At 41.7% G+C, this 13,536-nt stretch carries 15 protein-coding genes; all 15 read right to left on the bottom strand.

Features of this window, described 5'->3' with window-relative positions; genetic code table 11:
• Positions 1-74: 74 nt before the first annotated feature.
• Complete coding sequence (locus ACI7RC_RS04205; protein ID WP_408106975.1) at positions 75-1,508, bottom strand: hypothetical protein; 1,434 nt, start codon at positions 1,506-1,508, stop codon at positions 75-77.
• 202 nt (positions 1,509-1,710) lie between these two features.
• The gene (locus tag ACI7RC_RS04200; RefSeq protein WP_408106974.1) at positions 1,711-2,373 is read right to left on the bottom strand and encodes a TylF/MycF/NovP-related O-methyltransferase; all 663 of its coding nucleotides are present in this window, start codon (positions 2,371-2,373) and stop codon (positions 1,711-1,713) included.
• 91 nt (positions 2,374-2,464) lie between these two features.
• Complete coding sequence (locus ACI7RC_RS04195; protein WP_408106973.1) at positions 2,465-2,833, bottom strand: flagellar protein FliT; 369 nt, start codon at positions 2,831-2,833, stop codon at positions 2,465-2,467.
• Positions 2,830-3,225 (bottom strand): flagellar export chaperone FliS, encoded by a 396-nt coding sequence (fliS, locus tag ACI7RC_RS04190; protein WP_408106972.1) that lies wholly within the window; start codon positions 3,223-3,225, stop codon positions 2,830-2,832. Before fliS ends, ACI7RC_RS04195 begins: the two co-directional genes overlap by 4 nt.
• Positions 3,226-3,243: 18 nt before the next feature.
• Positions 3,244-4,686 carry a flagellar filament capping protein FliD gene (fliD, locus tag ACI7RC_RS04185; RefSeq protein WP_408106971.1) on the bottom strand — a complete coding sequence of 481 codons (1,443 nt, stop codon included), beginning with the start codon at positions 4,684-4,686 and terminating at the stop codon, positions 3,244-3,246.
• A 10-nt stretch (positions 4,687-4,696) separates the two neighbouring features.
• Positions 4,697-5,059 (bottom strand): flagellar protein FlaG, encoded by a 363-nt coding sequence (flaG, locus tag ACI7RC_RS04180; protein ID WP_408106970.1) that lies wholly within the window; start codon positions 5,057-5,059, stop codon positions 4,697-4,699.
• A gap of 121 nt (positions 5,060-5,180) precedes the next feature.
• Positions 5,181-5,864 carry an acylneuraminate cytidylyltransferase family protein gene (locus tag ACI7RC_RS04175; protein ID WP_408106969.1) on the bottom strand — a complete coding sequence of 228 codons (684 nt, stop codon included), beginning with the start codon at positions 5,862-5,864 and terminating at the stop codon, positions 5,181-5,183.
• Entirely contained in the window at positions 5,861-6,907 is a 1,047-nt protein-coding gene (locus ACI7RC_RS04170; protein WP_408106968.1) for a nucleotidyltransferase family protein, read from the bottom strand. Before ACI7RC_RS04170 ends, ACI7RC_RS04175 begins: the two co-directional genes overlap by 4 nt.
• A 3-nt stretch (positions 6,908-6,910) precedes the next feature.
• On the bottom strand, positions 6,911-7,543 hold the full coding sequence (locus tag ACI7RC_RS04165; RefSeq protein ID WP_408106967.1) for an acetyltransferase: 633 nt from the start codon (positions 7,541-7,543) through the stop codon (positions 6,911-6,913).
• Positions 7,540-8,613 (bottom strand): N-acetylneuraminate synthase, encoded by a 1,074-nt coding sequence (gene neuB / locus ACI7RC_RS04160; protein WP_408106966.1) that lies wholly within the window; start codon positions 8,611-8,613, stop codon positions 7,540-7,542. Before neuB ends, ACI7RC_RS04165 begins: the two co-directional genes overlap by 4 nt.
• Positions 8,613-9,281: a PIG-L deacetylase family protein gene (locus ACI7RC_RS04155; RefSeq protein WP_408106965.1), complete on the bottom strand. Its 669-nt coding sequence runs from the start codon at positions 9,279-9,281 to the stop codon at positions 8,613-8,615. The genes neuB and ACI7RC_RS04155 overlap by 1 nt, the downstream gene beginning before the upstream one ends.
• Entirely contained in the window at positions 9,278-10,180 is a 903-nt protein-coding gene (locus ACI7RC_RS04150) for a methionyl-tRNA formyltransferase (RefSeq protein WP_408106964.1), read from the bottom strand. The genes ACI7RC_RS04155 and ACI7RC_RS04150 overlap by 4 nt, the downstream gene beginning before the upstream one ends.
• 2 nt (positions 10,181-10,182) lie before the next feature.
• Positions 10,183-11,346, bottom strand: coding sequence for a UDP-N-acetylglucosamine 2-epimerase (neuC, locus tag ACI7RC_RS04145; RefSeq protein WP_408106963.1), 1,164 nt, complete (start codon positions 11,344-11,346; stop codon positions 10,183-10,185).
• Positions 11,336-12,523 carry a LegC family aminotransferase gene (locus ACI7RC_RS04140; protein ID WP_408106962.1) on the bottom strand — a complete coding sequence of 396 codons (1,188 nt, stop codon included), beginning with the start codon at positions 12,521-12,523 and terminating at the stop codon, positions 11,336-11,338. The genes neuC and ACI7RC_RS04140 overlap by 11 nt, the downstream gene beginning before the upstream one ends.
• A complete protein-coding gene (locus tag ACI7RC_RS04135; protein ID WP_408106961.1) occupies positions 12,520-13,530 on the bottom strand; it encodes an NAD-dependent 4,6-dehydratase LegB in 1,011 nt (336 codons plus the stop codon). The genes ACI7RC_RS04140 and ACI7RC_RS04135 overlap by 4 nt, the downstream gene beginning before the upstream one ends.
• Positions 13,531-13,536 lie beyond the last annotated feature (6 nt).

Raw genomic sequence — 13,536 nt, 5'->3', positions numbered from 1 at the left:
TGGCAGGGGGGAAAGGAAAAACGGTCGGGGGGTCCCGGCCGTTTTTTTGACTTTGCATAGTAATGAACATTCTCTTAAAATCCGTGTTCCAAAGTATGAGATCCTTGTAGGTTTTTTATCATTGTGTAGCAATAAAGTCCACCATATTCACTAAATATAGTCACATAGCCAAATTCGTTATCTAAATACTCCCTTGCTTGAGGAAAAATCTCACTTATATCGACACCGTTACTAAAATCTATGCATAATGCATTATCATATTTCTTTTCAATAAATCCCTGCCTTTTACCAGAAAAGAGCCGAATAGATAATGAAATTGGTCCCCTTCCATAAACTTCAGGAATATCATGAATAATTAATGAAGTCTTACGTTCTTCATCAGAGGCACATATACACCACCACATTCTTTTCGGAGGTCTTAACTTTGTTATCACACCGAGACTTGTCTCTGCCGGCAATAGACCGTTAGGATTCTCGCAAATTAACCCTGTCACTAGGCGTGTTGGAAGATAACCGCCGTTTTTGGTAAAAGTCATTACCCCATCCTTAACAGGAATTACAACTGGTTCACCGGTTTTAAACTCCCTTTCTATTTGCATGTATGTAACCTTATATTCACCTGGATCGGATTCCGGATAAATAATCGTTTCTTTTTCATCAACACTACAACCAGGTATGTGCATGTAGGCCATGGCGTCGTTTGAATCAATAGAATCAGTTTTATGGATAGAATAATTGAAATTGGAATGGGTTACTTGCAGGTCACTTCCATCCACTGTCTCGTTTCCTATCAGGAGACGAGTGAAAGCATCTTCAACTTTGAAGGAGATACTCGCATTTCCGTATTCGCCTTTCAACCATTCAGCAAGCCCCTGGATATGATCAGACGGGTAAACTTTGACCGTTGCATAAGGTTGAAGCTCACCAAGCTCAATAGTCGCTTCGCGAATCTGGTTATTTGGACCAATTACACGTAAAATAGCCTTTTGAGCTGACTGAGTTTTACCACCATTATGAAACACGCAAAATGATCTAACCAATTCGGTATCACGAAGAGTCCAGCAGGCCTCTTCCCCTTGGGTAATCGTTTTTCTTTCTTCAATCTCATGTTGCGAATATGTCCGGGAATAACTATGCACCATAGAAATCCCTTTTGGAGTTTCGTAAACAGCCATGATAGCAGCGTATGGGATAACCAAATTTTGGGTACTAAATACCTCTATTTCAACACTTCCTTCGAATTCTTGAAGAGTGTCTATTCTAGGGCTATAATTTATGACAGTTCCTTGATTAAAAATTAGTTCCTCTCGTCCTATTAATTTACCGGTCGATTCCCGGATTGTGGCAATTACAGTAACGATGATCCCCCTCTTCTGTCTCCAATAATCCATAAAAGAGATGGTCGTCTTTACTTGAGAAGAATATTTATAATAAAAAATAGCGGAGGAGCGCAAAACTATTCCAAAGTTTTGGGCAAAATTATCTTTTTGGGAAATAAATACATTCAATTTAATACATCCTTTCTTTATATAATGTACCACTGACTTCGGGTAAGCATCATCCTCGACAAACAAAACAGCCACGGAATCAGCTAAGCGAATCCTTGGCTGTAATTATCGGATTGCTATTCATTCAATCACTTAACGTTACCCAACTGGAAACCCAGTTTTAGTAGGATTTTCAATTACTCTCCTATACTTATAAAGGGAGCTATTCCTTAATTACGTAACACGGAGTCATACAATAAGGGAACTTGCGTATCTTTACCTTTTTAAATTTGAAATATTCGTCAACGGCCGCCGTTTCCCCTGGGAACGTACCATAGTCATCCAGAATCAGAATTCCACCTTCTACGATCCTTGGGTAAAAATGCTCTAAAATGGTAACGGCCGGTTCATAAATATCTGTATCAAGGTTTAAAAGGGAAATCTTTAATTCTGGATGTGACTTGATGTACTCTGGAACAGTAACAGTAATGTCGCCTTCAATTAATTCAATGTTCTTCGATATCCCCTTGTGTGATAAAACTTGCATCAACTGGTTTTTCCCTATACTTTGATTACCGGCGGTAGTAATAAAGTTATTACGAAACTTTTTATCCGCTTCATAATCAGTTTCAGGGAACTCTCCGAAAATATCAAATCCAATTAATTTCTTTGTAAAATCGTTTCCAAATAGATCTCGAAACATTGCAAATCTAGCAAAAGAGGCCCCTTTAAATACGCCACATTCGACAATCGCTCCAGGGATGTCAAGAGTCATTTTGAATAATTCATAATGAGCTATCAATTTTCCAATACGAATTGGATCACACGATAGATAAAAATTATTTTCATATTCAAAGTCTTTCTCGAAAGCTGGCATATTAATCATAGATGTATCCTTTACCTTCCGTTGTTTATGTAATCAGAATGTCTTTATCAATTATCCTCGAGATGGTAAAATATCTTCCCAATATACTTTTTCAGTTTTTCTGGTCGAAAAAGGCCCCGTAGCTGGCTATGTTCCCGTACCCCTGATATTGCAGGTTAACAGTTTTACTTCTATTTAGTTGCCCGATTTTAGTTGCCAGTTCTTCCTTTTTTTTATTCAAGATAGGCAAAATCTTTTGATCGCATTGGTAAGCCTTTTCGATGTACTGATGTTTAAGATGTTCGGACAATACCTCACCATTTGCAAGCATTCCGGATATGCTATCCATAACACCTTGACGTTCCTCGAGTATTTTAACCCAGACGTCAGGGTCTTCCTGTGCATCATTCACGCTTTTTTCTAAACCCAAGGTTAATGCCAAGAGACGTTCCAATAATGGTTCTAGTGTTGTCTCCTTCATGGCTGCTCCACAGCTTGACCCTGATTTTTAGCGAGACTCATTGCTTGTTTCCAAGTATCACGAAACTCTCCAAACAGGGATTCAACTTCGTTCAGGATCTCCACGTCTTTCCGCACATTTGCCTCAACCATACGGCGGAGCATGTAATCGTACATAGTAATAAACTGTTCAGATATCGGCACATCCCGGTTTAGGCTCGACATTAGCTCGTGGAGTATATCCTGTACGCGAATATTGCATTCGTGGGCTTTCTCCGGTTTTTTATCGAGAATGGCTTGTCTAGTTTGTTTAATGAATCTAATCGCCCCGTTGTAGAGCATCAGAGTCAGCTCACCTGGCGTTGCTGTCGTAACTTGATTGGTCTGGTAGACTTGTGCAGGATTTTGCAACACCAACCTTCGCTCCTTCCCTTATCGGTTGCCCATTAATTGGGAAAACCATCCGGTTTGAGATTGTGATTTTGCCATTGCTTGTTCTAAAGCCGTGAACTGTTTCCAGTACCGATCCTCAATTTTCTTGAGGCGATCTTGCCACGAATCGATCTCTTGGTTCATTCGGTTTAATGCCAAGCCCATCTCGCTAACGTCATTGCCAGTGGCTGTTGCGCTTCCTGCCTTGTCAGATATCTGTTTGATTGTCTTGTCCAATTGACTGTATAGACGTTCAAACAAACCGCTCTCCTGGCTTTTTGTAGGAGAGTCACTCGCTACGAAATTTGTAAACAGCTTCGTTACATCGTCAAGGTTTTCATTGATAGCCTTGCGCAGCTTTTCTTCATCAATGACCAATTTTCCTTTTTCGTAGTACTTCCCTGTCGTGATGCCAATACTACTTAGCGTATTGAAACTGTCATTAACTCCCGATACTTTTGTATTTAATGCGGTTCTCATCGAAGACAAAATTCCGGATAAAAGCGTATCGTTTCGAAGCGTTCCGCTTTTGGCTTTCTTCTCCCAATTCTCAACATCCTTGTCTTTCATGTCCGACTTTTGTTCATCACTTAGCGGGAAAAAGTCGCGATAGACTGGTTCCGAAATCTTGTCGTTGAGCTTGGCGATTACATCATTATACTTGTCTACAAAACCTTTGATCGTATTGAAGATGGCGTCCGTGTCTTGTTTGACGTTGATACTTACTGAAGAACCCGGATCAATGCCGGTTACTTGTTTCACAGTGAATTCAATGCCGTCATAAGTGAAGGTGTTGCCAGAAATATTTAATTTAGCACCATTAATATAGACTATTCCCGGTACGGCATCTGTCCCTTTAATTGTATCGGATGTTATTCCAAGATCATTTTCACCATTGGCTACTATCTCAATATCATTACCAGCCTCTGTTGAGGTCAATACTAATTGGTTGTTAAAAATACTAGCCTTTACATTTGTTGATGTAGCTTTTTCATTTATTGTCTTTGCGATATCCTCAAGTGAACCGCCAACGGTTATGTCAACACCATTTATTTCGAATGAAAACTCACTGACCGTATCCTTCTCATTTAGTGAATAAGCAACAGATGCAGGAGTAGCGCTGGTAGCCAACTTTTCCACCTGAACAGAATACGACGAGTATTGCGGTTTTCCCGCACTTTTTACCGAGACTACACTATCATTAGCTGATACAGCCACTTTCTTATTCGTAAAGGTAGAAGCATACCTCAAATCTGCCATCATATTCTTTAGATCAAGCAGCAGTCTGTTCGCCTCACGGTAATCGTCGCGCTTCCACTCCAGCTTTTGTTGCTTTTGTTTCAATCGATCAAAGGGTGCGCTTTCCGATTTCATCAACTGCTTAACGATCATTTCTGTGTCTAATCCCGAGTACATTCCTCCAAAACGTATACGGTCGATCATGGTCATCCTCCTATCGTTTTTCGTCTACGAGAATGCCAATCATTTCATGCATTTTCGCAACCATATCCAATATTTTTTTCGGGGGCACCTCGCGTACCACCTCTTGGGTCTGATCGTCGACAATCTCTACGTAGTACTCGTTCAACTTTTCATGCAGCGTGAATTTTAAATGTGTATTGCCCGATTGTATCCATTTGTTTAGGGAATCTACGGCCTTTTCTACTTCCCTTTTGGAAGAACTCCCCTCAGGACTAGACTCCCTCGATACTTCCTGAAAAGGTCCGCCCGGTTCTCCACTAGTGGGTGCTATCGGCCTTTCTGACGAGTAAGAAGAAGATATTTTGCCTGTCTGATTTACGGAATGAATATCCATAGACATTTTCCTCCAACCGTACTTTTACTATATGTATCGGCTTAAATAGGGAGAATTTTAATTAAGAACTCAAATATTTACATCAATTTACATTAAATCGTTTAATTGTATTTCAATAAGATTAACTCTGTAATAAAATGCTTGCAACTTTCAAATCAAATTCCGTATCTATATCAATTGAACGCTCTTTCGTCATTATATAAGCTACAGTCTCATCGGTTAAGAAGGATTTATTCTCCTGTACCCACTCGCTTTTTGCCACATACACTGCCCCGTTCAAAGCATATACTTTGGGCAGTTGCTGTCTACGAACTGCAAAAGAATCACCTGGGAGCAACAAACTCATTTTATTCCTATCGTCAACTTTATACATCCAATAGGGACTTTTATCCGGCTCCGTTACCGAAACACAAGCATTTGCCTTTAGTCGAAGACAAGTACAAATGCAGCCATCAATGTCTTCTACTGTTCGAAGTGGAGAAGTTGGCTGCAATAGAACGATGTAATCATATTTTGACACTTGATTTAATGCATGCAAAACTGGATCAATACCAGGTGTATCATCCTGTGCCAATTCTAAAGGACGCTTGAATGGCACCTCGCACCCCCATGATCTGGCCACTGAAATGATTTCATCGTCTTCCGAACTCAAAATCGTTTGATCAATATAACGTGATTTCTTCGCCTCCTCGATTGTCCATGCAATCAAAGGCTTGCCGGCCACCTCTCGAATGTTCTTGCGAGGAACTCCCTTGGAGCCTCCTCGCGCCGGAATAATAGCTAAAACCGTTTTCCCGTCTATCACCCGAATACCTCCGCAAATTCGACGTTTGCTCGCTCAAAGTCAGTGATTCGGCCAATATCGAGCCAATACTCCCGGATAGGGTAAACAACCGTTTCGATTTGCTCATTTACCAGCTTTTCGAAAAGGCTGGGCATATCAAAGTAGGTCTGGCCTGGGATCTTATCCAATACGTCCGTTTCCAACACATAAATGCCTGCACTTACAAAAAAATGCTGTGTTGGCTTTTCCTCTATGCTTACCAGACGTTGGTTGTCTGTTCGAACAACACCGTAGGGCACCTGGAAGTCATACTCCCTGACGCACATTGTCGCCGCCGCTCTATGTTCCACATGGAATTCCAGTAACTGGTTGAAATTGACTTTGGTTAATAGATCTCCATTCATTACGATAATTGGTGCATCCGGTCTACCAGGCAATAAACTTAATGCGCCTGCAGTTCCTAATCTTTTATTCTCATGAAGATAGTTTAATTCAACTCCCCATTGTGATCCGTTCCCAAAATACTCCTTGATCATTTCAGCTTTATAATTAACGGATAGAAAAAATTTATAAAAGTTCTGTTCAACGAAGTTTTCAATAATCGTCTCTAGTAAGGGTTTGCTTCCGACCTTCAAAAGCGGTTTGGGGCAGTCATCCGTTAAAGGTTGAAGACGGCTCCCTAATCCGCCAGCCATCAGAATAACCCAATTCTCTTTTTGCTCCCGGCGAAGAAGTTCATTTAAAACTTTGATCCCGATAATACGCCTATCCTTATCTATGATTGGAACCTGATTTAACCGTTTGGCCCTCATAAAAGCCAACATCTTCTCTGGACTTTCATCAGGGAAAACATATTTCGGTTGATCGTTCATGATGTGTTTAACCGATTCATTAAGGGGTATGCCCTTTAAGATTCCTCTACGGATATCTCCGTCAGTCACCGTCCCGAGCAATCTCTCATTTTCATCGACGACAAGCGCAATTTGAATAGCTCCAGCATCGATGATTTGGATCGCTTGTATGATCGGGGTATCTTGCTTAATTAAAACGTTCCTCCAGTTCATCGACTACACCTCCCTTGCCGGAACACCGTAAACGGTTACCTTCTCCGATACATTCCTTAGGACTAGGGCACCTGCGCCAATTACGCTTTCCCGTCCAATATCTATACCTTGGATAACAGTTGCGCCAGCTCCAACATGCACCTCATCGCCAATTTTCACCCCGCCACATAAAGTGCTGCCAGGCGACATGTGGACATGGGCACCAATGATACAATCATGGTCCACTGATCCCTTGGTATTAACAATCGAATTTTCTCCAATCATACTTCCGGTTTGAATAACTGCTCCCGCCATAATTTGCACACCTTCAGACAAGACGGCAGAAGGTGAGACTACAGCAGAAGGATGGACGACGTTCATAAAGGTGTATCCGCGTTTCTTGAATTCACTAAACAAATGTTTTCTTCGAGAAACTGTCCCTATTGAACCCAGTCCATTTACCAGCATGATTCCGTTTGTGCTATAACCGTTAATAATACTGTCCGGTCCAAGATAGCGAACCCCTAATATTTTTTCTTCGGAAGGCATCGTTAAATCTGTATAGCCAAGGATTTCTACGGATTGTTGAAGCAAAGTGTCAATTAACACCTTCGCGTGTCCGCCGCCGCCTAAAACAATAACTGGCATATTCTTCATTGGATCACTTCATCCGGAAGGTAGTCTCTATCTGCAATTTTCCCGATATAATCCCAATAATGAATAGGAGAAATTCCTGTTCCAGGCCGCTTGATGTCTATGTTCTGATCGGTAAAAAGCTCGCCTTTTTGGATCTTCCTCGATGCAACAATACTTTTCCTTGCGATCGGTTTATTTTTCAACTCTGAAATAGCAGGCATTTTACTCGGAACGCCTAATGCCTGTTCTACTTCTCTAATCCCCTTCACCATAGCTTTTAGTTCGTTTGGCTCTAAAGAAGCCTTATGATCAGGTCCAGGTAAATTTCGATCAAGGGTAAAATGCTTTTCAACGATGACAGCCCCACGCGCTACGGCGGCAATTGGAATTGATATGCCAACCGTGTGGTCAGAAAACCCAACAGGCAAACCAAAGGTGCTGCGGAGCGTATCCATTGCTCGCATGTTTACATCCGTAAACGGTGCAGGATACTCCGTGGTACAGTGAAGTAATGTGACGTTTGCTTGTAAGAGCTTTTGCCCTTCGGCAGAACAATAAGCCGCTTCAAAGGCATTACCAGAGGGTTGTTGACCTGTTTGCAAATAACCGAATGCAATAACACCCAATGCAAGTTCTATCTCACCAAGTGTACTCATACCAGTAGAAAGTATAATTGGTTTTCCAGTCGATGCCGCTTTTAGTAAAAGAGGAGCATTCGTGATTTCGCCGGATGGTACTTTTAGGCTCGGCAGATCAAAACATCTTGCCAATAAGTCAACACTGTCGGTATCAAAGGGAGTTGATAAAAATTGGATTCCTTTCTGAGTGCAATATTCAATCAACACCTGATGGGCCTCTTCATCCAGCTCCAGTTTTTTTATCATCTCGTATTGTGATTCCGAAGAATTCGTTGTTTTGGTCTGATATTCCGCTTTTGGTGCAGATTTGCTAACAAGCTTTTCTGCTTTAAATGTCTGAAATTTCACGGCATCAGCTCCGGCTTCAAATGCAACATCGACTAATTGTTTAGCCATCTTGAGCGAACCATTATGATTTACGCCAGCTTCAGCAATAATAAAGGTTCTCATCATTACCACATCTCCTTTAATAGCATAAAAGCTTCCGCAGCATGACTCCCCGCAGCTGCTCCTCTTAAATGAGCCAGTGCCGTAATAGCCTTTTTGCTTCGTGGAAACGGGTGTTCACTAATTTCACTTCTAAAAATTTCCATGATGTTTATTTTTTGATCTAAAAAATTGGTTATGTCGACGAATACGTTAGGACGAAATCCGTTGGTATCCGGATTAAGACCGAAATCCGTCTCCGAAAGAGTCTCATAGGCCAATACTCGTTTAATGAAGGGGTAACGAAACCACTTTGTACAGGAGACTACCGCATCGAAAACAAATTTATGATCGGTATGAACGTCGCCACGGTATGGTATATAAACTATCTCTGGCTGTTCGGTTTGGAAAACTCGACCTATTTCAGCAACAATCTCGTTTATTGGGATAGCATCCAAGTGTGTCGTAGGAAGCCCAAGATTGTGTACAGATGTAAATCCATATAGATTACTTACTTTTTCTATTTCATTAATACGAGATTGCATACGATCTTGGGAAAAACCTAGTTTCTCGGTTATGCTTGTAATGATAAGCCAGTGAATGTCATCGCCCAATTCTTTATGTTTTAGTAATGTCCCTCCACATCCCAAGGTCTCATCATCGGGATGCGGAGCAACCACCATAACTTTGCTCATAGGTAATCGCCTTCTCTAGGGATTTTTTTAAATTCATGTTCAACTATCTTTAAAACTCCGCTTCCGCATTTTACATAGAGTATTTCATTATCGATCTTCAATATTTTTCCAGGTTCAATATTAATCAAGTTATCATTTGATACTTCCAATACTTCGGTTCTCCATATTTTGATCTCTTCGCCCTGTAAGAGACAATGAGCTCCTACGTAAGGTTTCGTCAACGCTCGAACTAGATTATGAATTGCTTCCGCCGTCATTCTCCAATCTATTTCCCCATCGATTTTAGTCCTTTTTCGCCAGTGATTTGCTTTGGTTTCCTGCCTTGTTCTGGAATACGTTTTTTCGAGTAATTGATATGTGAATTCAGAAATTTGCCCGGTAGCTACATCGATCAATTTCGAATAAAGTGTCGATGCATCATCAGATGGTTGAATTGACACTAACTTCTGATTCAAGATATCGCCAGTATCGGCCTCTTTATCCATGAAAAAGAACGTCGATCCTGTTCGAGGAAGTCCCAAAGCCAATGCCCAAATAATAGGGTGACGCCCTCTGTTTTTGGGCAACTCTGACGGATGATATCCAATTACACCCATTTTAGGAATGCTTAAAATCTCATCTCGCAATAAATACGACCATCCAAAACAGTAAATGACTTCCGGTTGTAATTTTTGAAGCCACTCAGAAATTTCCGATTGATTGTTTTTTTGGGCGATAAAGCAAGGAATATTGTGATCCACAGCCAGTGGTTCTAAACTACGAAAATCGGAATTTATTTGTGATTCTTGTCGTGTAACAACCCCAACAATCTCTATTCTTGAATCCTTTTTACTCATGGATAATAAGTGTTCAAAGGTTACAAAACTAAACTCAACACATCCCATAAATGCAATTTTCATATCTAGTTCACCACATCAAAAAACTTCTTGTATAATATCCCTTCGAGCTTTGCATTTTTTAATTCATCCTTAATACGAATTGCGACATTCCCTTCTCCATATGGAGAATTAATAACTTTAACCAAATCCGTGAATTCCGATGACATCGCTTTACTTATTGCCTTTTTAATATCGTCAGTTGTCTCGTTACAATCCAGTACGGATAACGGTTTAAGACGCCCACGTTGGCGGTCCCCAATATTGACAGTTGGTTTTCTTAAATAGGGAACTTCTATAATTCCGCTAGAAGAGTTTCCAATTACAAGATCGACAAGCGAAATTGCACTTAGATACCTGACCGTACCCAATGATGTATAGGCCTTCATCCGTTCCTTGTTCCCAGCCACGTATTCATCTATCATCTTGCAAATGATACGACTGCTTGTATCTGAGTTAGGTTTGGTAAAAATCACATGTAAATCCTTAAATTCATCAAGTGCTTGGAAAAGATTGTACATGGCTACTTCGGGACTCTTTTTGCTTAGAGTTACTGGATGGTAAGTTATCAACGCATTTTTTTGACCCAATGTAAAGCCCGTAGTACACTCAAAATCTTCTTTACTTAGGAGTTTCAGGTTATTGATATTGTCTAATGCTAATGCACCATAATTAAATACCTTTTCAGGGTTCTCTCCCAATTGAATTACACGTTGACGGTATGGTTCTGCCGCAACAAAATGAAAATGAGCCATTTTTGAAACGGCATGTCGTATTGCCTCATCGATCAAACCTTCTGTTGATTCACCTCCGTGCAAATGAGCAATTGGAATTCTGGCAATTAAGGCTGCTTGAGCAGCTGCAAGAATTTCATATCTATCCCCTAAAAGAACAAGGATATCCGGTTTTAATCTATCCAGTGCATCTGCAAATCCAATCGTTGCCAAGCCTACTGACTTAGTAATTCCAACAGCGGTGTCGCTAGATAGTAGCATCTCCACCTTCTCATTTATACGGAAGCCATCCTGCTCGATATTTTTATACGTAAGACCAAACTCCGGCGAAAGATGCATTCCAGTCGCAATAATTTGGAGTTGAAGTTCCGGGTCCTCCTGAATCTCCTTCATTAACCAATAAAGCAAACCATACTCTGCACGGGTACCGGTAACAACGCATATTTTACGCTTCATTATTAATCACACCCAACACTACACTGCTTGGAATATTAATCGCGCGGCTTTCCAGGTTTTCTGCTACCGTTAGATCCATTTTTGGACATCTCGCGTGTATTGGCAGTTTATGAAGGACAGTCCAAAAAGGCCGTGTCATAATCCCCATCTCATTTGTCAACTCTAACAAATCATCCCGTCTATCTGCATACTGCTCATCCAGCAACAACACATTTAACCAATAGTTGCTCTTAGCGAATTCCGTCTCAGTAAAGAAGCTTACCCCTTCCATTTCAGAAAAAGCTTTATTGTATTGATCAGCCAAATTGCGCTTTTTTTCAACAAAATCAGGGAGTTGTTCCAACTGCGCACAGCCTAAAGCGGCATTCAAATTGGGCAAGCGATAATTGTAACCGACCCTATCGTGGTTAAATGCCCAACGATGCGGAACCTTGGCTGTTGTGGTAATGTGTTTTGCCAGTTTGGCTAACGAAGAATCGTTAGTTAAGATAGCACCACCGCCTCCGGTTGTTACTACCTTATTTCCATTAAAACTAAGAGCCGACAGCTTACCCCAATGCCCCGTGTGCCTTCCATTGTAGAATGAGCCCAGCGATTCCGCTGCATCCTCTATCAATTCCAGCTTAAACCTGTTACAAACTTCCATCAATGGATCAAGATCAACGGGATGACCAAATGTATGCATAGGAACAACAGCTTTTAATCGCTTCCCTGTAATTTTGTTGAAACAAGTACTATCCCGGATTTCGGTTATCTCTTCTAGGTAGTCCCCCAACTTATACGGATCAAGTCCAAGCGTTCTTGTTTCAATATCTACGAAGTGCGGAGTAGCCCCGCAATAGTGAATAGCGTTGGCAGTAGCTATAAAGGTCAAACTCGGGACTACCACCTCATCCCCTGCTTCAACTCCCGCAAGCTGAAGACACATATGCAATGCCGCTGTTCCATTTACTACAGCTACGGCGTAACGAACACCAGTGTATTCCTGCAGCATTTCTTCAAAGCGATTGACGTATTTTCCTACCGAGGACACCCAACCCGTATCCAGACATTCTTTCACATAGGCCCATTCATTGCCGGAAAAACGGGGTTCATGAAGGGCGATATACTCCTGGTCTTTGGGCAATACCGATTGCAAGGTCTCGACAATACGCTTTAAATCAATTGATTTGCTCATATATTGTACACATCGCTTTTGTATTTACGTAGATTTTCCGGGTTGCTAAACCACTCAACCGTTTCCTGCAAACCTCTTTTTAGACCCTCGCGTCCCGAAAAGACCGGCTCCCAATTAAGCAGGGTTTTCGCTTTGGTATTGTCAGCCCAAAGCCGTTCCACCTCGCTTTTTTCCGGGCGAAGCCGCTGGACATCCGTTTCGATTTCAATCTCTTTCCCCATCACATCTGCGATCAATTGAACGGTTTCACCAACCGATATCTCATAGTTGCTCCCGATGTTGATCACCTCACCTAGAGAAGCATCGGACTCTGCCACGGCAATGAACCCATTGACGGTGTCTTTGACATAATTAAAATCCCTCGTAGGGTGTAGTGCTCCCAACCTGATTTTACGTTGACCGCTGGCAATCTGGGTGATGACAGTAGGGATTATCGCCCTTGCCGACTGACGCGGTCCATACGTATTGAATGGGCGGATGATAGCAACCGGCGTATGAAACGACTGGTAAAACGACATGGCCATCTGATCTGCACCTATTTTACTTGCTGAATAAGGGGATTGTCCTTGTAAGGGGTGCTCCTCCGTAATCGGGACGTACTTGGCTGTTCCATACACTTCACTGGTTGAGGTGTGAATAACTTTCTCGATCCCTAATTCTCGGGCCGCCTGAACCACGTGCAGGGTACCCATTACATTGGTCTCCACATACGTAGCAGGGGAATGATACGAGTAAGGAATGGCAATTAATGCCGCCAAGTGAAAGATGACATCACAGTCCTTAGCTGCTTCCTTTATCCCAAACGGATCGCGAACATCCCCAGAAAAAATCTCGATGCCGCTTCGAATATCACTGGGGGATTCATCCAACCAGCCCCAACTATTATAGGAATTATAGTAAACAAAGGCTTTCACATTATGCCCTCGTCTGACAAGCTCTTCTGTCAAATGAGACCCTATAAAACCATCTGCTCCGGTGACAAGTATTTTCTTCCCTTTCAGGTTCATATAGCC

The sequence above is a fragment of the Brevibacillus sp. B_LB10_24 genome (assembly GCF_046036945.1).
In the GTDB taxonomy this organism is placed as follows: domain Bacteria; phylum Bacillota; class Bacilli; order Brevibacillales; family Brevibacillaceae; genus Brevibacillus_C.
This window is presented reverse-complemented; position numbering and strand designations above follow the sequence as displayed.

What these genes read in the sequence shown, in the direction of transcription:
- ACI7RC_RS04200 (WP_408106974.1), bottom strand. Translation starts at nt 2,373, where the DNA reads ATGATTAATATGCCAGCTTTCGAGAAAGACTTTGAATATGAAAATAAT.
- ACI7RC_RS04195 (WP_408106973.1), bottom strand. Translation starts at nt 2,833, where the DNA reads ATGAAGGAGACAACACTAGAACCATTATTGGAACGTCTCTTGGCATTA.
- fliD (WP_408106971.1), bottom strand. Translation starts at nt 4,686, where the DNA reads ATGATCGACCGTATACGTTTTGGAGGAATGTACTCGGGATTAGACACA.
- flaG (WP_408106970.1), bottom strand. Translation starts at nt 5,059, where the DNA reads ATGGATATTCATTCCGTAAATCAGACAGGCAAAATATCTTCTTCTTAC.
- ACI7RC_RS04170 (WP_408106968.1), bottom strand. Translation starts at nt 6,907, where the DNA reads ATGAACTGGAGGAACGTTTTAATTAAGCAAGATACCCCGATCATACAA.
- ACI7RC_RS04165 (WP_408106967.1), bottom strand. Translation starts at nt 7,543, where the DNA reads ATGAAGAATATGCCAGTTATTGTTTTAGGCGGCGGCGGACACGCGAAG.
- neuB (WP_408106966.1), bottom strand. Translation starts at nt 8,613, where the DNA reads ATGATGAGAACCTTTATTATTGCTGAAGCTGGCGTAAATCATAATGGT.
- ACI7RC_RS04155 (WP_408106965.1), bottom strand. Translation starts at nt 9,281, where the DNA reads ATGAGCAAAGTTATGGTGGTTGCTCCGCATCCCGATGATGAGACCTTG.
- ACI7RC_RS04150 (WP_408106964.1), bottom strand. Translation starts at nt 10,180, where the DNA reads ATGAAAATTGCATTTATGGGATGTGTTGAGTTTAGTTTTGTAACCTTT.
- neuC (WP_408106963.1), bottom strand. Translation starts at nt 11,346, where the DNA reads ATGAAGCGTAAAATATGCGTTGTTACCGGTACCCGTGCAGAGTATGGT.
- ACI7RC_RS04140 (WP_408106962.1), bottom strand. Translation starts at nt 12,523, where the DNA reads ATGAGCAAATCAATTGATTTAAAGCGTATTGTCGAGACCTTGCAATCG.
- ACI7RC_RS04135 (WP_408106961.1), bottom strand. Translation starts at nt 13,530, where the DNA reads ATGAACCTGAAAGGGAAGAAAATACTTGTCACCGGAGCAGATGGTTTT.